Annotated in this window: 24 protein-coding genes; 16 read left to right on the forward strand and 8 right to left on the reverse strand. The window is 64.1% G+C overall.

Features of this window, described 5'->3' with window-relative positions:
* Nucleotide 1: 1 nt before the first annotated feature.
* Together znuC and znuB are read left to right on the forward strand one after the other, a co-directional pair.
* The gene (znuC, locus tag PG896_RS13270) at nucleotides 2-766 is read left to right on the forward strand and encodes a zinc ABC transporter ATP-binding protein ZnuC (RefSeq protein ID WP_161470597.1); all 765 of its coding nucleotides are present in this window, start codon (nucleotides 2-4) and stop codon (nucleotides 764-766) included.
* A 21-nt stretch (nucleotides 767-787) separates the two neighbouring features.
* Nucleotides 788-1,567: a zinc ABC transporter permease subunit ZnuB gene (gene znuB / locus PG896_RS13275; RefSeq protein ID WP_128296333.1), complete on the forward strand. Its 780-nt coding sequence runs from the start codon at nucleotides 788-790 to the stop codon at nucleotides 1,565-1,567.
* 104 nt (nucleotides 1,568-1,671) lie between these two features.
* On the opposite strand, the gene PG896_RS13280 is transcribed toward znuB, so the two are convergent.
* A complete protein-coding gene (locus PG896_RS13280) occupies nucleotides 1,672-2,589 on the reverse strand; it encodes a LysR substrate-binding domain-containing protein (RefSeq protein ID WP_042014956.1) in 918 nt (305 codons plus the stop codon).
* Nucleotides 2,590-2,680: 91 nt separating this feature from the next.
* On the opposite strand from PG896_RS13280, the gene PG896_RS13285 reads away from it, so the two are divergent.
* The gene (locus tag PG896_RS13285) at nucleotides 2,681-3,538 is read left to right on the forward strand and encodes a DMT family transporter (RefSeq protein ID WP_010672801.1); all 858 of its coding nucleotides are present in this window, start codon (nucleotides 2,681-2,683) and stop codon (nucleotides 3,536-3,538) included.
* On the opposite strand, the gene PG896_RS13290 is transcribed toward PG896_RS13285, so the two are convergent.
* Entirely contained in the window at nucleotides 3,535-4,125 is a 591-nt protein-coding gene (locus PG896_RS13290) for a uracil-DNA glycosylase family protein (RefSeq protein ID WP_010672800.1), read from the reverse strand. The genes PG896_RS13285 and PG896_RS13290 overlap by 4 nt on opposite strands.
* A gap of 102 nt (nucleotides 4,126-4,227) precedes the next feature.
* Between PG896_RS13290 and rarD the strand changes: the two genes are divergently transcribed.
* Together rarD and PG896_RS13300 are read left to right on the forward strand one after the other, a co-directional pair.
* Nucleotides 4,228-5,121, forward strand: a complete 894-nt coding sequence (rarD, locus tag PG896_RS13295; protein ID WP_201955445.1) for an EamA family transporter RarD — start codon at nucleotides 4,228-4,230, stop codon at nucleotides 5,119-5,121.
* Nucleotides 5,118-5,453, forward strand: coding sequence for a GIY-YIG nuclease family protein (locus PG896_RS13300; RefSeq protein ID WP_052814382.1), 336 nt, complete (start codon nucleotides 5,118-5,120; stop codon nucleotides 5,451-5,453). Before rarD ends, PG896_RS13300 begins: the two co-directional genes overlap by 4 nt.
* A gap of 50 nt (nucleotides 5,454-5,503) precedes the next feature.
* Here PG896_RS13300 and pspG read toward each other — a convergent pair whose 3' ends face one another.
* The 4 genes from pspG to PG896_RS13320 form a co-directional block, all read right to left on the reverse strand.
* On the reverse strand, nucleotides 5,504-5,722 hold the full coding sequence (gene pspG, locus PG896_RS13305; RefSeq protein WP_052814381.1) for an envelope stress response protein PspG: 219 nt from the start codon (nucleotides 5,720-5,722) through the stop codon (nucleotides 5,504-5,506).
* A gap of 47 nt (nucleotides 5,723-5,769) precedes the next feature.
* Nucleotides 5,770-5,976 carry a PspC domain-containing protein gene (locus tag PG896_RS13310; protein ID WP_010672796.1) on the reverse strand — a complete coding sequence of 69 codons (207 nt, stop codon included), beginning with the start codon at nucleotides 5,974-5,976 and terminating at the stop codon, nucleotides 5,770-5,772.
* A gap of 2 nt (nucleotides 5,977-5,978) precedes the next feature.
* Nucleotides 5,979-6,641 carry a phage shock protein PspA gene (gene pspA / locus PG896_RS13315; RefSeq protein WP_010672795.1) on the reverse strand — a complete coding sequence of 221 codons (663 nt, stop codon included), beginning with the start codon at nucleotides 6,639-6,641 and terminating at the stop codon, nucleotides 5,979-5,981.
* Between the two features lie 206 nt (nucleotides 6,642-6,847).
* A complete protein-coding gene (locus PG896_RS13320; RefSeq protein ID WP_039039739.1) occupies nucleotides 6,848-7,576 on the reverse strand; it encodes a 1-acylglycerol-3-phosphate O-acyltransferase in 729 nt (242 codons plus the stop codon).
* A 163-nt stretch (nucleotides 7,577-7,739) separates the two neighbouring features.
* Between PG896_RS13320 and PG896_RS13325 the strand changes: the two genes are divergently transcribed.
* From PG896_RS13325 to PG896_RS13340, 4 genes are read left to right on the forward strand one after another with little or no spacing between them, the layout of a single operon-like run.
* Nucleotides 7,740-8,120, forward strand: coding sequence for a hypothetical protein (locus PG896_RS13325; RefSeq protein WP_043152974.1), 381 nt, complete (start codon nucleotides 7,740-7,742; stop codon nucleotides 8,118-8,120).
* 54 nt (nucleotides 8,121-8,174) lie between these two features.
* A complete protein-coding gene (locus PG896_RS13330; RefSeq protein ID WP_270835799.1) occupies nucleotides 8,175-10,217 on the forward strand; it encodes a protein-disulfide reductase DsbD family protein in 2,043 nt (680 codons plus the stop codon).
* Between the two features lie 10 nt (nucleotides 10,218-10,227).
* Entirely contained in the window at nucleotides 10,228-10,968 is a 741-nt protein-coding gene (locus PG896_RS13335) for a DsbA family protein (protein ID WP_010672791.1), read from the forward strand.
* A gap of 3 nt (nucleotides 10,969-10,971) precedes the next feature.
* Complete coding sequence (locus PG896_RS13340) at nucleotides 10,972-11,496, forward strand: protein disulfide oxidoreductase (RefSeq protein ID WP_201890482.1); 525 nt, start codon at nucleotides 10,972-10,974, stop codon at nucleotides 11,494-11,496.
* 76 nt (nucleotides 11,497-11,572) lie between these two features.
* Here the strand turns inward: PG896_RS13340 and PG896_RS13345 are convergent, their stop codons facing one another.
* The gene (locus PG896_RS13345) at nucleotides 11,573-11,983 is read right to left on the reverse strand and encodes an EF-hand domain-containing protein (RefSeq protein WP_270835800.1); all 411 of its coding nucleotides are present in this window, start codon (nucleotides 11,981-11,983) and stop codon (nucleotides 11,573-11,575) included.
* Between the two features lie 267 nt (nucleotides 11,984-12,250).
* Between PG896_RS13345 and atcJ the strand changes: the two genes are divergently transcribed.
* The 4 genes from atcJ to atcC are packed head-to-tail and all read left to right on the forward strand — an operon-like array spanning nucleotide 12,251 to nucleotide 14,795.
* On the forward strand, nucleotides 12,251-12,535 hold the full coding sequence (gene atcJ, locus PG896_RS13350) for a cold adaptation protein ActJcold adaptation protein ActJ (protein ID WP_005305278.1): 285 nt from the start codon (nucleotides 12,251-12,253) through the stop codon (nucleotides 12,533-12,535).
* Between the two features lie 23 nt (nucleotides 12,536-12,558).
* Nucleotides 12,559-13,101: a cold adaptation protein AtcA gene (gene atcA / locus PG896_RS13355; protein ID WP_128296340.1), complete on the forward strand. Its 543-nt coding sequence runs from the start codon at nucleotides 12,559-12,561 to the stop codon at nucleotides 13,099-13,101.
* A 12-nt stretch (nucleotides 13,102-13,113) separates the two neighbouring features.
* The gene (gene atcB / locus PG896_RS13360) at nucleotides 13,114-13,881 is read left to right on the forward strand and encodes a cold adaptation protein AtcB (RefSeq protein WP_005335887.1); all 768 of its coding nucleotides are present in this window, start codon (nucleotides 13,114-13,116) and stop codon (nucleotides 13,879-13,881) included.
* Between the two features lie 11 nt (nucleotides 13,882-13,892).
* Nucleotides 13,893-14,795 carry a cold adaptation protein AtcC gene (gene atcC, locus PG896_RS13365; RefSeq protein ID WP_270835801.1) on the forward strand — a complete coding sequence of 301 codons (903 nt, stop codon included), beginning with the start codon at nucleotides 13,893-13,895 and terminating at the stop codon, nucleotides 14,793-14,795.
* A gap of 86 nt (nucleotides 14,796-14,881) precedes the next feature.
* Here the strand turns inward: atcC and PG896_RS13370 are convergent, their stop codons facing one another.
* The gene (locus tag PG896_RS13370; RefSeq protein WP_010672785.1) at nucleotides 14,882-15,205 is read right to left on the reverse strand and encodes a hypothetical protein; all 324 of its coding nucleotides are present in this window, start codon (nucleotides 15,203-15,205) and stop codon (nucleotides 14,882-14,884) included.
* A gap of 246 nt (nucleotides 15,206-15,451) precedes the next feature.
* On the opposite strand from PG896_RS13370, the gene PG896_RS13375 reads away from it, so the two are divergent.
* The 3 genes from PG896_RS13375 (at nucleotide 15,452) to PG896_RS13385 (ending at nucleotide 16,945) form a co-directional block, all read left to right on the forward strand.
* Complete coding sequence (locus PG896_RS13375; RefSeq protein WP_039039818.1) at nucleotides 15,452-15,703, forward strand: hypothetical protein; 252 nt, start codon at nucleotides 15,452-15,454, stop codon at nucleotides 15,701-15,703.
* A 148-nt stretch (nucleotides 15,704-15,851) separates the two neighbouring features.
* Nucleotides 15,852-16,226: a hypothetical protein gene (locus tag PG896_RS13380; protein WP_128296341.1), complete on the forward strand. Its 375-nt coding sequence runs from the start codon at nucleotides 15,852-15,854 to the stop codon at nucleotides 16,224-16,226.
* 323 nt (nucleotides 16,227-16,549) lie between these two features.
* Nucleotides 16,550-16,945: a hypothetical protein gene (locus PG896_RS13385; RefSeq protein WP_270835802.1), complete on the forward strand. Its 396-nt coding sequence runs from the start codon at nucleotides 16,550-16,552 to the stop codon at nucleotides 16,943-16,945.
* Nucleotides 16,946-17,017: the final 72 nt, after the last annotated feature.

Here is a 17,017-nt window from a genome sequence, read left to right on the forward strand (position 1 = left end):
CATGACCCAACTGGTGGAGCTGAAAGAGGTCTGTCTCTCATTTGACGGACGACTCGTGCTCGACAAGGTCTCCTTTACCCTGAACAAAGGCAAAATCACCACCCTGGTCGGCCCCAACGGAGCGGGAAAGAGCACCCTGAGCAAGCTGGTGCTGGGCTTGCTCAATCCGGACTCGGGCGAAATCATTCGCCGCCGCGATTTGCGGGTCGGTTATGTGCCGCAGCGCCTCTACCTGGACCCCACGCTGCCGCTGACGGTGCGCCGCTTCCTGCAGCTCGGCAAGAACAGCCGCCTCTCCATCGAGGAGGCCCTCAGCCGGGTCGGCGCCCAGGATCTGCTGGACAACCGGATGCAGAAGCTCTCCGGCGGCGAGATGCAGCGGGTGCTGCTGGCCCGCGCCTTGCTGGTCAAGCCCGAGCTGCTGGTGCTGGACGAACCTGTCCAGGGAGTAGACATCACGGGGCAGATCGAGCTCTACGCCCTCATCGGCCAGCTCGCCGCCGAATTCCACTGCGCCGTGCTGATGGTCTCCCACGATCTGCACCTGGTGATGGCCAGCACCCACGAGGTGATCTGCCTCAATCGCCACGTCTGCTGTCACGGCGAGCCACAGAGCGTGGCACGCCACCCGGAATTTGCCCGCCTGTTCGGGCGGCCGGAGCAGGAGGTGCTGGCGGTCTACACCCACCATCACCACTGCGATGGCGAGCATCACCACCATAAACCGCAGGCGCCCGTCATCCGCCTGCCCTCCCGCAACCCGTAACGCACGCAACAGGATCATCAAGTGGACAGCTTTCTGTTATACGCCCTCGCGGCCGGGCTCGGCATCGCCGTGCTGGCCGGCCCCCTCGGCAGTTTCGTGGTGTGGCGCAAGATGGCCTATTTTGGCGACACCCTCTCCCACGCCTGTCTGTTCGGCATTGCCCTCGGCATCCTGCTGCAGGTAGACCTCACCCTGGCGGTGGTGGTCTGCTGCCTCGCCATGGCCATGTTACTGGTGATCATGAGCCGCAACCAGCAGGTGGCCACCGACACCCTGCTCGGCATCCTGGCCCACAGCGCCCTGTCGCTGGGTCTGGTCACCCTGAGCTTCATGGACAACGTGCGGGTGGATCTGATGGCCTACCTGTTTGGCGACCTGCTCTCGGTGCAGCCCATGGACCTGCTCTGGATCTACGGCGGCGGTGCCCTGGTGCTGCTCACCCTGTGGCGGCTCTGGGATCCCCTGCTCTCCATGACCATCTCGGAAGAGCTGGCCCGGGTGGAAGGGGTGCGGGTAGATGTGCTGCGCTGCGTGCTGATGCTGCTGATAGGCCTGGTCATCGCCGTGGCCATGAAGTTCGTCGGGGCGCTCATCATCACCTCCTTGCTGATCATTCCCGCCGCCACCGCCCGCCGCTTCAGCCAGACCCCGGAGCAGATGGCTGGCTTTGCCGCCCTGACAGGCTGTCTCGCCGTGCTGGGGGGCCTTGCCCTCTCCTGGTATCAGGACACCCCGGCCGGTCCCTCGGTCGTAGTCTGCGCCACCACCCTCTTTGTACTGAGCCAGTTCAAGCGCACCTGACCCGCTCCTGATGGTCCTGGTCTCGCCAGTGCCATCAGGCCTCCCGAATCAGACACCTTCGTCGTGGGCTGCGCCGTCCATTCTGCATAGGGCCCCCAGCCCGTTCAGACACGCCTGAGAGGCTCGTTTTCCCCGGGTCTCAGGCTCGCCTGCGACTCCTGCCACAGCCACTGACGCAACCGGCTGATGGCGGGTTCATGGGCGCGCGAGCGTTTGAAGACGAAATAGAAGTTGTCGCCGGTCTCGAGGGCGTGCAGGGGCAGTCGCACTAGACGCGGATCCTCCGGCTGCAACATGTAGTCATTGATGAGCGCCATTCCCTGGTCCCAGTTCGCCGCCTCCAGCGCGAGCAGGATATGGCTGAAATGGTGCACCCTCGCCTCGGGGGGAATGGTCAGTCCCCCCATTTCGGCCCAGCGCCGCCAATCTTCCCCCTTCTCGCGGTAGATAGCCTGGATGGAGAGCAGCGGCAACTGCCACAGGGTGGCGGGCCACTCCCCTTCCACCTGCTGCCACATCCGGCGACTGCACACCGGCATCAGCCGCTCCCGATAGAGCAGATCGTGCATGTAGCCCGGCCCTTCGGGGGAGACGGTGATGAAACCGTCCGCCACCCTGTCGGAGAGCTCGGGATCTTCCGCCACCATCTCCAGGCTGAGATCCAGCTCGGGATAGAGCTGGCGCAGCCCGGCCAGGCGAGGGATCAGCCACTTCACCGCAAAGGAGCTGTAGACCGCGAGCCGCACCCGCATCTCGCCGCCACCGCGCAACTGCTCGCTGCTCTGGGCAATCTGGACCAGCCCGGCGGCGATCCCCTCGAAATAGATCTCCCCCTGGGGCGTCAGGGAGAGCAGCCGCCCCTGGCGCAGCAGCAGTCGCTCCCCCAGAAAATCCTCCAGCAGACGGATCTGGTGACTGACCGCACTCTGGCTCACATTGAGCTCCAGGGCGGCGCGGGAAAAACTCAGCAGGCGGGCAACCACCTCGAAATATTGAACGGCGCGCAGGGGGGGCAGCTTCATTATCCAAATTTCTCATGCGTGATGATTTTTTATCATTTTACTGGATAACAGGCCGCGGGCTACCCTCCCCTCATCTGAATCTGGAGGTGGTATGAATGCAGTCGGGATAGGCATCCTCTATCTGGTGCTCGGCAACATGGTGGCGGTCTTCTCCGATGCCCTGGTCAAGGTGCTGGAGCCGGACCAGCCCATTTTCCAGTTTGTCTTTTTCCGCCAGCTCTCCGCGGCCCTGCTGCTCGCCCCCTGGCTGCTCTGGTCCTGGCGGCGCAACCCACCGGTAGCCCTCAAGTGGCACCTGCTGCGGGCCCACATCTGGGCCGTCGGCGTCTGCCTGATGGTGGTCGCCCTCACCCGGCTGCCGCTCGCCACCGCCAACGCCCTCTTCTATGCCGCCCCGCTGCTGATGGTGCCGCTCGCGGTCTGGCTGGCGGGGGAGGCACTCTCGCGCCAGAAGGTGCTGACGGCGCTGCTCGGCTTCGTCGGGGTGCTCATCGTGCTGCGCCCGACCGAGGTAAACTGGGCCGCCCTGGCGGCGCTCGGGGTGGCGCTCTCCCTGGCGGTCAACAACCTGCTGATCAAGCGCATCCCGCTCCAGCAGCCCATCGCCCAGACCCTGTTTTTCACCAATGTGCTGAGCATGCCCTTCATCCTGGCGCTGGCCTGGTGGGAAGGGGGCGAGTGGCAATGGCAGATGTGGTGGCCCGCCTTCGGCTCCTCGGCGCTCATCATGGTCTACGCGGGGCTGTGCGTGATGGCCTATCGCAAGGCGGAGGCGAGCAAGATCGCCTCGGCGGAGTACACCGGGCTACTGATGGCGGTCGCCATCGGGGTCTGGCTGTTTGACGAACAGCCGGGGCTGCCGCTGCTGCTGGGGTGCCTGTGCATCATACTGCCGCTGGTCGCCATGGCCCGCAGCAAGCCCAAACCCCAGGCCGAGCCGGCGCTCTAGCCTGCCGGGTCAAGCAGGGGGGCGACCCTCTGCTGCAGATGGGGGATCACCGCCTGCTCGAACCAGGGGTTCTTCCTGAGCCAGAGGGTGTTGCGCGGGGACGGGTGCGGCAGCGGCAACCAGGCCGGGCCATAGTCCGCCCAGTGTCGCACCGTCTCGGTGAGCGATCCTTTCGCCGCCGCCCTCAGGTAGTAAGCCTGCGCATACTGGCCGATGAGCAGGGTCAGCTCGATGTTGGGCAGCAGCATCAGTACCTTGTCGTGCCAGGTGGGGGCACATTCCGGGCGCGGCGGCAGATCCCCCGACTTGCCCCTGCCCGGGTAACAGAGCCCCATGGGCATGATGGCGATGCGGGATTCATCGTAAAAGGTGGCCTTGTCCACCCCGAGCCACAAGCGCAGGCGATCGCCGGAGGGATCGTCCCAGGGGATGCCGCTGGCGTGTACCCGGGTGCCGGGGGCCTGGCCGATGATGAGCAGACGGGCGCGCTCGTTGCCGCGGATCACCGGCCTTGGGCCGAGCGGCAGGTGGGCCTCGCACAGGCGGCAGGCCCGGATCTGTTCAAACAGGGGATCGAGTCGGTTCATGGGCCCGATAGTACCAGAGTTTTCTCCCCGCTCCCGCTTGTGAAAGGGGCGGCGGATACTTATCATGCAGCCGCCATTGTTTAGTTTAATAAACGGAGAGAGATGAAGAACTGGATGGGCACCGGCAGCGCGGCCCTCTCATTCGTGCTGTGGGGCATGCTGCCCCTCTATTACCAGTTCATGCCCGAGATCAACATGTGGGAACTGCTTTCCCACCGGGTGCTCTGGTCCGTGGTGCTGCTGGGAGGCCTGCTTCTGCTCCTCGGCCAGCGGGTGCCCTGGGGGGCCCTGCGCGGCGATCCCCGGCAGCTCGGCCTTGTGCTGCTGGCGGGCCCCGTGATGTCCATCAGTTGGTGCATGTTCACCTGGTGCCTGACCACGGGCCAGGTGCTGGCCACCAGCCTCGCCTTCTTCATGACCCCGCTGTTCAACATCGCTTTTGCGGTGCTCTTCCTCAAAGAGAAGCTCACCCCGCAAAAACACCTGGCGGTGGCGCTCGCCCTGGCGGGGCTCGCCTATATGCTCTTCTCCTACGGCCAGCTGCCCTGGTTCTCCCTCGTGATGGGGGCCAACTTCGCCCTCTACGGCCTCATCAAGAAAAAGGTGAGACTGGACGCCGGAACCAGCCTCTATCTGGAGTCCCTGGTGCAGTTGCCCGTCGCCCTGCTCGTCCTCGGCTACCTCGGTGCCCAGGGTTCCAGCCTGTTTATGGCCGGTGACTGGACCGAGCGACTGCTGCTGATGGGCAGTGCCCCCGCCACCCTGCTGCCGGTGGGGCTGTTCTGCTATGCGGTGGCGCGCACGCCCATGAGCACGGTGGGGCTGCTGCAATACATAGAGCCGAGCCTCGCCTTCCTGCTCGCCCTCTTCTGGTTTGGCGAGATCCCGGATCCGGTGAAATCCGTGGGCTTTGCCTTCGTCTGGGCCGGCCTGCTGGTGAGCCTGCTGCCCCTGCACCGGCTTGGGCGCCAGCGGGCCAGGTGGCGCACCTCATGACCCTCGCCACCACCACTCCCTCCCGCTGGTTTGTCTATCTGGTGCGCACCGGCACCGGGGCACTCTATGCGGGGATCAGCACGGATCCCGAGCGGCGACTGCGTCAGCACCAGAGCGGCAAGGGGGCCAGAGCCCTGCGCGGCAAGGGACCCCTCTCCCTGGTATGGCAGCAGGAAGTCCCCGGCAAACCCGAGGCGCTGCGCCTCGAGTACCGCCTCAAGCAGCAGAGCAAGGCGTTCAAGGAGCGCCTGGTACACGAGCCGGCGCTGTGGCACGGCTGGAGCCTTTCCTGGCTTGCCACCCCGCACACCGACCCTGTGTCGCCCCCATAAAAAGGGCCACTGCAAGCAGTGACCAAGGAAGGATGCGAAATCAGGGGGGCTTAACGGTAGGTGTTCGACTGCTTGCGCCTGTTGTTGAGTAGCCAGCACACCACCAGCACCACCAGCAACCAGGGCGCCAGCTTGATGATGAGGGCAAACATGCCGGCCAGGGCGCCAAACAGCACGAAGACCCCGCTCACCAGCAGCATGGCCAGCACGGTGAATCCGGTCAGCGCCATGCCGATCAGCACCAGGATCAAGACGATAAATTCCAGCATGTTGTGCTCCTCACGGGCTTGCACTTGCCGACGGGGCGATCCGGAGATCACCCCAGCCAGCGTTGAAGTTCACGGCGGGGAGGCATGACGAGCACCCCCACCAGATAGAGCGCCAGGGCCAGCGGTGGCATCAGGATCAGGGCGAGCAGGGCCACCACCCGCACCGTCACTCTGGACACCCCCAGCCCTCTGGCAAGACCGGCGCAGACCCCGGTCAGCTTGCGATGGGCGAGATCCTTGGGCCAGGGTGTCATGGTTATGCCTCCACCTTCTGACCCTTGAGCCGGGCCAGTTCCCGCTCAATCTCGTCGTTCAGCTCCAGCTCGCGGAACTGGGCCTCGAGGGAGGGATTCTGCCCCAGGGTCGCCGCCTCCAGCTGGGCCTCCAGCTGATCGACCCGGTTCTGGAAGCCGTCGAAACGGGCCACCAGCTCGTGCATGCGCTGGTTGTCCACCTGGGCACGGGCGCGGATGCGGCTGTGGGCGGTCTGCTCGCGCAGGGTCAGCATCTTCTGCTTCTCCCGCGCCTCGGTCAGCTTGGCCGCCAGTCGCTCGCTGTCGGCGGTGAGCTGGGCAAGCACTTCGGCCACCCGCGCCTTGTCCTCTTCCAGCCGCTCGCACTGCTTCATCTCCGCCAGCTTCTCGGTGAGGGCGGCACGGGCCAGATCTTCGCGGCCCTTCTGGATGGCGAGTTCGGCCTTGGCTGCCCACTCCTGGATCTGGTTGCGCAGCGCCTGCTGATGGCGCTCCAGCTGTTTCTGTTCGGCGATGACGCGGGCGGCCTGGGTTCTCATCTCGACCTGGACCTGCTCCATCTCCTCGATCATCAGCCGCAGCATCTTCTCCGGCTCTTCGCTCTTGTCGAGCAGGCTGTGCAGGTTGGCATTGATCACGTCGGTCAGGCGGCTGAATACGCTCATGGTCTGGCTCCTTGTTGATGGGGGGTCACTCTCTTCCCATGACACTACAAGAGCCGTGCCAGAATGTTTTTTCCTTTATTTACAATTAGATGAAAGTTAACGATGGATGTTCACCGGATACAGCGTGGTGAAAAAAACCAACAAGATGGTGATTTTCACCAATAAAAAAGGGAGCCAGCGGCTCCCTCTCTTCTCTGCAACCGGGCTCAGGCCGCCGGCCGATGGCCGAGCTTGCCATCCAGCTCCGCCAGCTTGGCTTCCATCTTCTCCCGGCAGGTGTCGGAGAGCTCGCGGATGCCGGCGGCGCCGTGCTCCTTGCTGCACACCGGGGCCATCACTTCCAGCAGCACCTCGCCGTTGTCCCAGCGGTTGAGATCGACCTGACCGAAGTAGCTGGAGCAGACGATGGGCACCACGGGCACCTCGGCCTGGACGGCAGTGTGGAAGGCCCCCGCCTTGAACGGCAGCAGACCACGCCCCTGGGAGCGGGTCCCCTCCGGGAACATCCAGATGGAGGTGCCGCGATGCTTGATGCGATCCACCACCTGGCCGATGGTGCCGATGGCGCGGGAGCGGTTGGAGCGGTCGATCAGCACGTTGCCGGAGAGCCAGAAGATGAGACCGAAGAAGGGGAGCCACAGCAGGCTCTTCTTGCCCACCGCCACCACGCCGGGCTGCACGGCGCCGGTCACGGTGAAGATGTCGTAGTTGCTCTGGTGATTGCAGACGTAGACCGCAGGCCCCACCGATTTGACCTCGTCGGCCACCGTCACCCGGACCTTGAGGCCGATCAGCGGGCAGACCGCATGATACATACGGGCGAAGACATAGACGTTGTTCGGGTGGCGCGGGCGCACCAGACAAAGCAACAGGCCGAACAGGAACCAGAAGACGAGCAGCAGTGCCAGCAGCAGCACACGGGCAAGTTTGAGCATCGAACACCTCGGAATTTGACTCGGCGCAGTATACTGGTCCCCCTTTTAGCGAACAAGCGTTCGCCAGACAGAACCGACCAGCCCCGGACGTCACCGGCCACCCCGGCTTGCCCCACCCGCCATTGCCCGCTAGGATGTGGCCATCTTGATGAACGGGGCGAGCATGATTTTGCAACAACGCGCGGCGACACGACTCCTGCTGCTGGTCTGCCTGCTGGTGCTCAATTGCGCGGCCCAGCCGCTGGCCCGCCTCGCCCTGCTCGATCACGCCGTGAGTTGCCAGACCCTGCCCCAGTTCGCCTCGGCCGACGACCAGGCCGACAAGGGCACGCCTGCCAGTGTGCAGCCCAGCAGCTGCCAGCTCAACGGCAAGTGGCTGAGCGCCGCCAGTCTGCTGTGCGTGGAGCAGCTCTTCTTCGCCATCGCCTTCGTGATTGCCCTGCTGGTGCCCCTGTCACGGCGCGCGCCGGCACTGCCTCCCCCCATCAATGTCTCGCCGCCGGAGCGGCGACTGCACCTCACCCTCTGCGTCTGGCGGGAATGAGTTCAGCCGCGCTTTTTCAGCCTGCTGTCACTCATTTTTTGCGAGACCCAACACATGTCGAATCTCTTCAAGGCGGCCCTGCTACTGGGCAGCCTGCTGTGGCAATCCAGCGGATTGGCCAGCGATACGGGGTGGCTCACCCGCCCCCAGAACAGTCACGCCAAGGTCAGGCTGCAAGCCGACCGCAGCGTCCCGGATCAGACCCGCATCCTGCTCGATGTCCAGCTGGCGTCAGGCTGGAAGACCTACTGGCACAGCCCGGGTGAAGGGGGCATAGCGCCCCAGATCCTGTGGGATGAGCCGGTCGGCGACTTCCAGTGGCACTGGCCCACGCCGCGCCCCTTCGAGGTCGCCGGGCTCAACACCCAGGGCTATCAGGAGCAGGTACGCTTCCCCCTGAGCCTGAGCTACCCGGCCGGGCAGCCGCTCAAGGGCACCTTGCGCCTCTCCACCTGCAGCAATGTCTGCATCCTGACCGACTACCCCTTCACCCTGGCGGCGGATGGGCAGGCGCCGGCCGGTTTCGACTTCGCCTGGGCCCGGGCCATGAGCACCCTGCCGCAAACGCTGCCCGCCGACACCCGGGTCGAACTCGGCTACCAGCACAACCAGCTGCAGCTGCGCGCCGAGCGGGCAGAGGGCTGGCAGGCGCCAGCGCTCTTCATCGATGCGCTGGAGGGGGCCGAGTTCGGCAAGCCCGCGCTCGAGGTAAGCGGCACCACCCTGATCGCCCGGGTGCCGGTCAGCGATGGCTGGCAGGGGGATGCCCCTGACTTGCGCGGCCAATCCCTCGGCCTGCTGCTCACCAGCGGCGAGCAGGCCTGGCAGACCCGCGCCATCATCGCCGATCCCCTCGCCCTGCCGGCCCCCGAGCAGCCACTTCTCTGGCTGCTGGGGGCGGCGCTGCTCGGCGGTCTCATCCTCAACCTGATGCCCTGCGTGCTGCCGGTGCTGGCCCTGAAACTCGGCACCGTGTTGCAGCAGCAGGGGCGCGAACAAGGAGGCGTGCGCAAGCAGTTCCTCGCCGCCAGCGCCGGGATAATCACCTCCTTCTGGGTGCTGGCAGCCATGAGCAGCCTGCTGCGCGCGACTCAGGGAGCCGTCGGCTGGGGGATCCAGTTCCAGAGCGCCGGTTTCATCGGCTTCATGGTGGCGGTGACCCTGCTGTTTTGCGCCAACCTGCTGGGCTTGTTCGAGATAAGGTTGCCCAGCAATCTCAACACTCGCCTCGCCACCCGCGGCGGCAAGGGGCTCGGCGGTCACTTCCTGCAGGGGAGCTTCGCCACCCTGCTCGCGACCCCCTGCTCGGCCCCCTTCCTCGGCACCGCGGTGGCCTTTGCACTGGCGGCGCCCCTCGGCCAGCTCTGGCTCATCTTCACGGCCCTCGGCCTTGGCATGAGCCTGCCCTGGCTGCTGGTGGCGGCCCTGCCGCGCCTTGCCCTCTGGCTGCCCAAACCGGGGCGCTGGATGGGGCGACTGCGCATCCTGCTCGGCCTGATGATGCTGGGCTCCAGCCTCTGGCTGGCGAGCCTGCTTGGCAACCATCTGGGCAGCACGGCCACCGGCTGGCTGATGGCCGCCATGGTGCTGGTGCTGCTGATGGGCATCCTCTGGCGTTATGGTCTGTGTGGTTTCACGCTGGCCCTCTCCCTCTCGGCACTCATCGGCGGCGCCCTGCTGCTGGGGGGCGCCCTCACGGCGCAGGGGTCGGGCAGCATAGACAGAGTCGCCTGGCAGCCGCTCTCCGAACAGGCCATCGCCGACGCCCTGGCCCAGAACAAGCGGGTCTTCGTGGATGTGACCGCCGACTGGTGCGTCACCTGCAAGGCCAACAAATACAACGTGCTGCTGCGTGACGAGGTGCAGCGCGCCCTGTCGGCCCCGGACGTGGTGGCCCTTCGCGGCGACTGGAGCCGGCCGAGCGATGCCATTTCCGCCTTCCTGCGCCAGCGCGGCGCCGCCGCCGTTCCCTTCAACCAGATCTACGGGCCCGGCCTGCCAGAGGGAGAGATCCTCTCTCCCCTGCTGGACAAGGCCGACTTGCTCGACAGCTTGCACAAGGCCGGCCTCGTTCAGGCCGATGCCACCCATTTCTAAGGAGAATGCCATGAGACTGCGAACCCTGACCCTCTGCACCGCCCTGGTAGCCGCCACCCTGGGCACCCCCACGCTGCACGCCGCCCCCTTCACCCCGGAGCAGGAGGCCCGCATCAAGGAGCTCATTCGCGAGACCCTGATCGCCAACCCCGGGATCCTCGACGAGGCAGCCGAATCCTGGGAGAAACAGAACGCCGCGACCCAGCAGGCCCAGATGGGTGACTTCATCAAGGGCAACCAGGATGTGCTGTTCAACAGCCCCACCAGCCCGCGCCTCGGCGCCAAGCATCCCAAGCTGACCCTGGTGCTGTTCACCGACTACAACTGCCCCTACTGCAAGCAGTTCGACCCGGCGGTCGCCAAGCTGCTCGCGGCCTATCCGGACGATCTGGGGCTGGTGATCAAGCTGCTGCCGTTCAAGGGGCAGACCTCCGCCAAGGCAGCCCAGTACAGCCTGACCCTGTGGCAACAGGATCCTGCCCGCTTCCTCCCCCTGCACGACAAGCTCATGAGCAAGCAGGGGATGCTGACCGAGACGGACATCAACAAGGCGCTGGCCGCCACCGACAACCTGACCCTCAAGCCCGCAGGCAAGGCCACCGAAGAGTTGCGCAACAGCCTGCGCATCGGCACCCTGCTCGGCGTGCAAGGCACCCCGGCGACCCTTATCGGCAACCAGCTGGTGCCGGGCGCCATTCCCTATGACGAGCTGGAACAGCTGGTCAAAGCCGAGCTGGCCAAGCGGAGCTAAGCCATGGCCGAGGATGCAGGCATAAAAGCCCCCCGCTGGCGCCGCTGGGGCAAGGAGGCGCTCTGGCTGCTGCTGATGGTGCTCGTCATCACCACCCTGGTGGATCTGTGGCGCAGCCCCACCCTGCCGGCGGGGGCCATGGAGGCCCCCTTCACCCTGCAGGACGGCACCACCACCACTCTGGCCGAGCAGAGCCGCGGCAAGCCCCTGCTGGTCTACTACTGGGCCAGCTGGTGCGGGGTGTGCCGCTTCACCACTCCCACGGTGGAGCAGCTCTGGCAGGAGGGCGAAAATGTGCTGACGGTGGCCCTGCGCTCCGGCAGCGATGAGCCGTTGCGCGCCGGGATGGCGAAGAAGGGGCTGACCTTCCCCACCCACAACGACGAGTCCGGGGATCTGGCCGCCCGCTGGCAGGTGGGGGTGACGCCGACCTTCCTCGTCATCAAGGATGGGGCTCTGGTGAGCAGCACCACCGGCTGGAGCAGCGCCTGGGGGCTCAGGTTGCGGCTGCTCTGGGCAAGCTGGTAGCCCCCTTCATGCCAGAGATGCAAAGAGCCCGGTATCGCTACCGGGCTCTTTTTCATCAGAGGGCTGACAACCCGCCCTATTGGGCGGCCTCCATCGCCCGCTTCTCAAGATTGGCCTTGATGTCGAGACGCTCAGACTCTCCGATCACCCCGTCACCGTTCTTGTCCAGGCGAGAGAAGAGCGCCTCCTGCCGCGCCATGAACTGGGCCCTGGTGGTCTCCCGCGACGGCTTGAGCTGGCTCATCCGCTCCGGGACCGGCTTGCCAGCCTGTTGCATCACGCCAGCCAGCTTTGCCAGGTTGGCCTCTTTCTCGGCAACCGACAGCACGCCGTCACCGTTTTTGTCCTGCAGGGCGAAGCGCTGGGCGGCGCGCTCCATGAACTGGGCCTTGGTGACATCCCCCATCAGCGGCGAGGCGGGCAATATGTCGCTGGCAGAGGCGGCACTGCCTGCCAGCGCGAGCACGAAAAACGCGGACTTGACCATGGCGATGACTCCTTGTGACGGCAGAATCCGGATGGTTCGGACAAGAGGGGGTCGGGCAACGCCAGGGCCTGCCGCCCCCCTCTGCCAGTGTAGCCCCGCCGCCATCTCGCACCGCCCGCTCTTTTCGTACAGAAAGACCGCACTTTCATGGCAGAGGCGCCGGCTTTCCGTTAAAATCTCCGGTTTTTGCCGAGCCTGGTTTGCCGACGTTCCGCCACCAGGTCGACACAGGATGAATTCCACCATGCCAGTGAGGCAGGATCCGTCATGAACAACTACTTCCGGGTGTTGGGCGTCAAGTCCAATGCCAGTGAAAACGACATCAAAAAAGCCTATCGACGGCTGTCGAACCAGTACCACCCCGACAAGCTGCACGGGGCGAGCGAAGAAGAGAAAGAGCAGGCAGCCCTCAAGCTGCACCAGGTAAAGCAGGCTTATGAAGTGCTGTCCGATCCGAAACAGCGGGCCGCCTTTATCAAGGATTTCAACAACGTCATCGTGACCGATCCCGCTGCTGCCATGCAGGAGATGTGGGACCAGTTCTACCCCTGAACCACCAGGCAAGAAGAGCGACTATGCAAAAAAAATGGGACCAGGCACGGCTCAAGGCCCTGCAAAGCGATGCCAGCGAGAACATCGAATCCTACCGGGATCAGGACGACCCCAAGGGGCTCGAGCAGTTCACCGACCAGATGAAGGCCCTGCTGCTGGCCGACATGAGCATGCTGGAGTTCATGCCCGAATACCTGCCGCTCGCCCTCTATGGCCGGGTGCAGTTCCCGCCCAAGGCCAAGTCGCAGTGGAACAAGTGGCTCGCCAGCGGTGAGCAACCCTCCTGGGACGAGTTCAAGGTGAGCGTCGGCTTCAACAACGCCATCCTGCCGCTGGTCAAGGCGGTGCGGGCACAGAGCGAAGATCAGCTGATGGAGGCCTGCGCCGTGCTGTTCCTGCTGGACAACCCGCTGCCCCGCGGCAGCCACCGCGGTGATGACGACTATGAGTTGCGGGACGAAGAAGAGGAAGACGGGGAAGATGCCGACGCCGACTACCACGGCGGCAGTGACCGCTATGGTGATGACGACGGCGATCAGGATATGTACGACGAAGTCCGTTTCTAATTGGGGCAAGGCATGAGCAACAGTCTGATAGAAATTACCGCCATCGAGATCAAAGAGCTGGCCGTCATCGAGCCGAAGCAGGCCAGCGAGAAGTTCGAGCTGATCGCCAAGACCATGTCTGACGACCAGCTGGCAGAAGTGATTGAAAACATTGATATCGTTACCCTGACCCAGATCAACGGCCAGCACGACATCTCCTTCCCCTCCATCATCTCCGAGCTGATGACCCCGGAGCGGATCCGCGACATCGTCTGCCAGCAGCCCCTCTACTGGGAAGAGGCGATCAAGAACAACGCCGACGAGCTGCAACAGCACACCTTCGACTTCCTCAACTACCTGATCCGCACCCAGGATAGCGAGGCCAAGCAGCGCGAGATCCTCGAGTGCGTGGCCGAAGATCCGGCCGGTCTCTTCTACCTCGCCATCCCCTTTATCGAGTTCTATCGCGGCGATCGCTATGAAGAGGACGAAGGCTATCGCGACGTGCTGCACGCCGAAGAGGAAGATCTCGAAGAGTCCCTGCGCTACAGCGAGCGCCAGCAGAGCGAGGATGTCCACGACTACGCGCTGGATGACCCGCGCAGCCTCTTGATGCTCATTCGCGAGCTGGCCCCCGAGGTGGAGAAAGCCATCAAGGCGCTGCTGCGCAACGAGCACTCCACCTGGGACGGCATCATCAACAAGTTTGCCGCCGAGCTGGTGATGCAGGCCAAAGAGAAGAACAAGGTCGAGGAAGACGAGTACGGCGACGTCGACGACATGTTCAGCTTTCTGGATTAAGGAGCCCATTCATGCAGTTAGTCATTCGCGATGCCAACCAGGGCCCCTTTCTGACCCAGGTGCTGCGCTTTGGCCGCGACAACGAACTCTTGAGTCAGCAGCAGCTCGCCGCCATCAAGGGCAAGGCGGTGCTGATGAGCCTCAAATTCGCCGACAAGTACTACAACAAGTACAAGATGCACCTGCTGGAGCAGGCGGCCCACGACGTCATCGGCGTGGTGAGCCTCGGTCTGCAGGAGCTATCCCAACGGGATCCGGCCAAGGCCCTGGCCCTGTTGCAGGCGCCGGAAGGCCCCATCAAGCCGTTCCAGAAGGGCTGGTCCATGCTCATCACCGTCAGCCCCAAGCAGGCTGGCAACAGCCTCTACGGTGACGTGGATGCGCGCCTGCTGGACAAGATCTCGAGCCCCCCCGACATTGAGGAGTGGCAAGGGTGGCAGGAGTACGAGAAGGCACTGACCGAGCACAACAAGAGCCGCCTGATGGGGCTGATCGACCAGCACTTCTTCGCCAGCGAGAGCGACCACCCCACCATGGAGGACAAGTTGGCCGAGGCGCTGCTCTATCGCATCCTCTGCGGCAAGGGCAGCGGCGCCGCCCCCCTCAAGGTGAAGCAGGATCTCAAACGCCGACTGGCGCGAGAGATTGCCCTCGACGAGGCCTGGTTCGACACCGACCATCTGGCCACCCAGCTCGCCCTGATGCTGAGTGAGCTGCCCGCCGACATGGCCGCGGCCCTGCGCCAGGAGCTGAGCCCGGGCTTCGTGCCGAACCTGCTGCACACCCTGGGGTTTGTGCGCCAGTACCAGCAGCTGCAAAAAGAGGACGCCTCCCCGGAGAAGCTCGACAACATGGAGATGCGCGCCGGTCTCAAGCATCCCCTGCTCGGCTGGCCCCTCTACCACGACTTCTGATGACGGGCCTTTCCCCTTCACGCTGTTCCAACGCCCGGCTTGCCGGGCGTTGTCATCTTTACAGCTCGCAGATGGCGGCGCCGACCCTATCGGGCAATGGTCCACATGGCGCTCTGCATCCCGGTCTCCCGAAAATCGATCACCACGGGATAGTCGTTGCCACAGCCCGTCACCGTCCAGCGCTCCTGCCAGTGGCGACTGCCCGGCTCCCCCTCGGGAAGTTGCAGTACCACGGGCACGAAGCGCTCCGGCGCGTCACACCCCTTGGTGGTCACCCAGGATGCGACCCCCACCATGGCATCCCGGATCAGCTGCTGATTGGCCAGGGTACCTTCCTGCACGGGTTCACTCGGGCTGGCCTCGGCCTGGCACACCAGGGGAAAAAGCAACAGCAGGGCACAGGGTCTCATCGCACCTCCAGAGGGGTCAGTCAAAAAGTGGTTCGTTCGGGGCTTTCATCATGACCCGAAACGGCGCCAGACAGAAGAGGCCACCAGGGGGGAAGCAGGCGCAGGATCCGGGGTGCGGTGGCGTGCACGCAAGGCGGACTACCTCCTAAGCGTCATTGGCCCACATTTTGTCAGGGATATAATGACTCCCCCATACAAGCCGCCGGGGAACGAGCCGTGAGCAGAAAGCCTGACCGCATGACCGCCATGCAGCAGATCATCGACGCCGTGAAGGCGGAATTTCCGCTCTATCAACCGGATACCTTCAAATGCGGGCCGGACAACACCTGCATCGGCTGCCCCAAGAAGCTGATGGAGCTGGTGGATACGGACCTCTGCTACTGGCAATATCAGATCGATCGCGGCATCCCGCCCAGCTTCGACGAGCTCAACCGCTTCGGCAAGATGTGCAAAAATATCCGCCGGGCCCTGGTGCGCAATGGCCGCATTCCCGCCTGACGAGAAGCAATATGCTGCCTTCATCGGTTTTTTATGATGGTTTTATCCACCAGAATGAATCACCACCTTATTTAATGGCTAGGCACACCTTGTTCACCGCCTATCGTGCTGATGGCCGACGCAGGTTCATTGCCCCAAGGAGCACAATATGACTCAGGAAAGCATCCAGACCCGCTACACGCTGGATCCCGCCCTTGCCAGCGCCACCGAACTGGAGCAGGCCATCGCTCGGGCCATCGAGGCCAACAAGCAGGACTTCTTCCCCCTGCTGGAGCGGCTGGTGGATGTGGGTGACAGCCGGGTCAAGCTCAGCCAGAAGGATCCCCTGCGGGTGCTGGGGGTGGAACTCGACGAGGCTCGCACCGGCGGCACTGCCCGCCTCGGCTACGAATCCAACTTCGCCGAGAGCTGCCGCCTTATCGACGAATACGACCAGCACCAGACCAGCGTGGCCTTCACCCTCGACGGGGATCAGCTTGTTTTCGATCTTGAGCTGCCCATCGAGTGGAACTTCGACAACTGATTGGCGGCGGTGCCATTCCCCTGGCGTGTTGTAGCCAGCGGCGCCCCTTTCCCCCCTTTCTGGTGTAGGGTTGTCTGCACAGCAACGGATAAACATCCCGAGGATCACCATGGGTGAGCATCAACCTACAGCATTGCCGGTATTGAATGACAGTGAGCGCCTCGGGCTCGAGCGCAAGAGCGCCGGGGATTTCCCCCTCTATCGCCAGGATCCTCACACCCCGTCTGCCCGTGGCTGGGCACTCATCCTGCTGGGGGTCATCCTGGGGTTTGCGGCACTCTCCGCCCCCATCGACTTTTTCAAGACCACCTCAGGGGGGCTTTGTGCCCGCACTCCTGTTCCCTCTCATTCCTCTGGCCGTGCTCGCCATGGTGGCGGGAACAGGGTGGCGCTCACTGTTTCGAACGCCGACGCGGCGGGATTGTCTCTTGATGCTGGCGATTACCGGCATCAACATACTGGTCTCAATCGCCGTTGCCATGACCATGCAGCACCTGTTCCAGCTGAATGCAAACCCGGTCAACGCCATGCTGGCAGAGGCGTCCAATACGGCGCGCATCCTCTTTTATCTCAAGACGGCGCCCCAGCTCTTCGGCGAGGAGGTGATCTCCATCCTGCCTTTTCTGGCCATCCTCTGGTGTTGTCACCAGAAGCTCGGCCTGACCCGCAAGTCCGCCATCCTCATCGCCTGGCTATCGACTGCCCTTATCTTCGGGTAAGTATTCACCGGAACAGTATTGACACAGGAAAAATGAGACGATCGTCTCTTGATCCCACTTTCCTGCTTGCTT

It is taken from the genome of Aeromonas sp. QDB30 (assembly GCF_027707645.1).
Taxonomy (GTDB): Bacteria; Pseudomonadota; Gammaproteobacteria; order Enterobacterales; family Aeromonadaceae; genus Aeromonas; species Aeromonas caviae.

Bases quoted from the DNA above. Each gene is read 5' to 3' on its own strand.
- atcA (WP_128296340.1), top strand. From the start codon at position 12,559: ATGCAAAAAAAATGGGACCAGGCACGGCTCAAGGCCCTGCAAAGCGAT.
- PG896_RS13340 (WP_201890482.1), top strand. From the start codon at position 10,972: ATGGCCGAGGATGCAGGCATAAAAGCCCCCCGCTGGCGCCGCTGGGGC.
- PG896_RS13345 (WP_270835800.1), bottom strand. From the start codon at position 11,983: ATGGTCAAGTCCGCGTTTTTCGTGCTCGCGCTGGCAGGCAGTGCCGCC.
- PG896_RS13300 (WP_052814382.1), top strand. From the start codon at position 5,118: ATGACCCTCGCCACCACCACTCCCTCCCGCTGGTTTGTCTATCTGGTG.
- PG896_RS13370 (WP_010672785.1), bottom strand. From the start codon at position 15,205: ATGAGACCCTGTGCCCTGCTGTTGCTTTTTCCCCTGGTGTGCCAGGCC.
- PG896_RS13335 (WP_010672791.1), top strand. From the start codon at position 10,228: ATGAGACTGCGAACCCTGACCCTCTGCACCGCCCTGGTAGCCGCCACC.
- pspA (WP_010672795.1), bottom strand. From the start codon at position 6,641: ATGAGCGTATTCAGCCGCCTGACCGACGTGATCAATGCCAACCTGCAC.
- atcJ (WP_005305278.1), top strand. From the start codon at position 12,251: ATGAACAACTACTTCCGGGTGTTGGGCGTCAAGTCCAATGCCAGTGAA.
- PG896_RS13280 (WP_042014956.1), bottom strand. From the start codon at position 2,589: ATGAAGCTGCCCCCCCTGCGCGCCGTTCAATATTTCGAGGTGGTTGCC.
- znuC (WP_161470597.1), top strand. From the start codon at position 2: ATGACCCAACTGGTGGAGCTGAAAGAGGTCTGTCTCTCATTTGACGGA.
- atcB (WP_005335887.1), top strand. From the start codon at position 13,114: ATGAGCAACAGTCTGATAGAAATTACCGCCATCGAGATCAAAGAGCTG.
- rarD (WP_201955445.1), top strand. From the start codon at position 4,228: ATGAAGAACTGGATGGGCACCGGCAGCGCGGCCCTCTCATTCGTGCTG.
- PG896_RS13375 (WP_039039818.1), top strand. From the start codon at position 15,452: ATGCAGCAGATCATCGACGCCGTGAAGGCGGAATTTCCGCTCTATCAA.
- PG896_RS13285 (WP_010672801.1), top strand. From the start codon at position 2,681: ATGAATGCAGTCGGGATAGGCATCCTCTATCTGGTGCTCGGCAACATG.
- PG896_RS13290 (WP_010672800.1), bottom strand. From the start codon at position 4,125: ATGAACCGACTCGATCCCCTGTTTGAACAGATCCGGGCCTGCCGCCTG.
- PG896_RS13380 (WP_128296341.1), top strand. From the start codon at position 15,852: ATGACTCAGGAAAGCATCCAGACCCGCTACACGCTGGATCCCGCCCTT.
- PG896_RS13310 (WP_010672796.1), bottom strand. From the start codon at position 5,976: ATGACACCCTGGCCCAAGGATCTCGCCCATCGCAAGCTGACCGGGGTC.
- PG896_RS13325 (WP_043152974.1), top strand. From the start codon at position 7,740: ATGATTTTGCAACAACGCGCGGCGACACGACTCCTGCTGCTGGTCTGC.
- atcC (WP_270835801.1), top strand. From the start codon at position 13,893: ATGCAGTTAGTCATTCGCGATGCCAACCAGGGCCCCTTTCTGACCCAG.
- pspG (WP_052814381.1), bottom strand. From the start codon at position 5,722: ATGCTGGAATTTATCGTCTTGATCCTGGTGCTGATCGGCATGGCGCTG.
- PG896_RS13330 (WP_270835799.1), top strand. From the start codon at position 8,175: ATGTCGAATCTCTTCAAGGCGGCCCTGCTACTGGGCAGCCTGCTGTGG.
- PG896_RS13320 (WP_039039739.1), bottom strand. From the start codon at position 7,576: ATGCTCAAACTTGCCCGTGTGCTGCTGCTGGCACTGCTGCTCGTCTTC.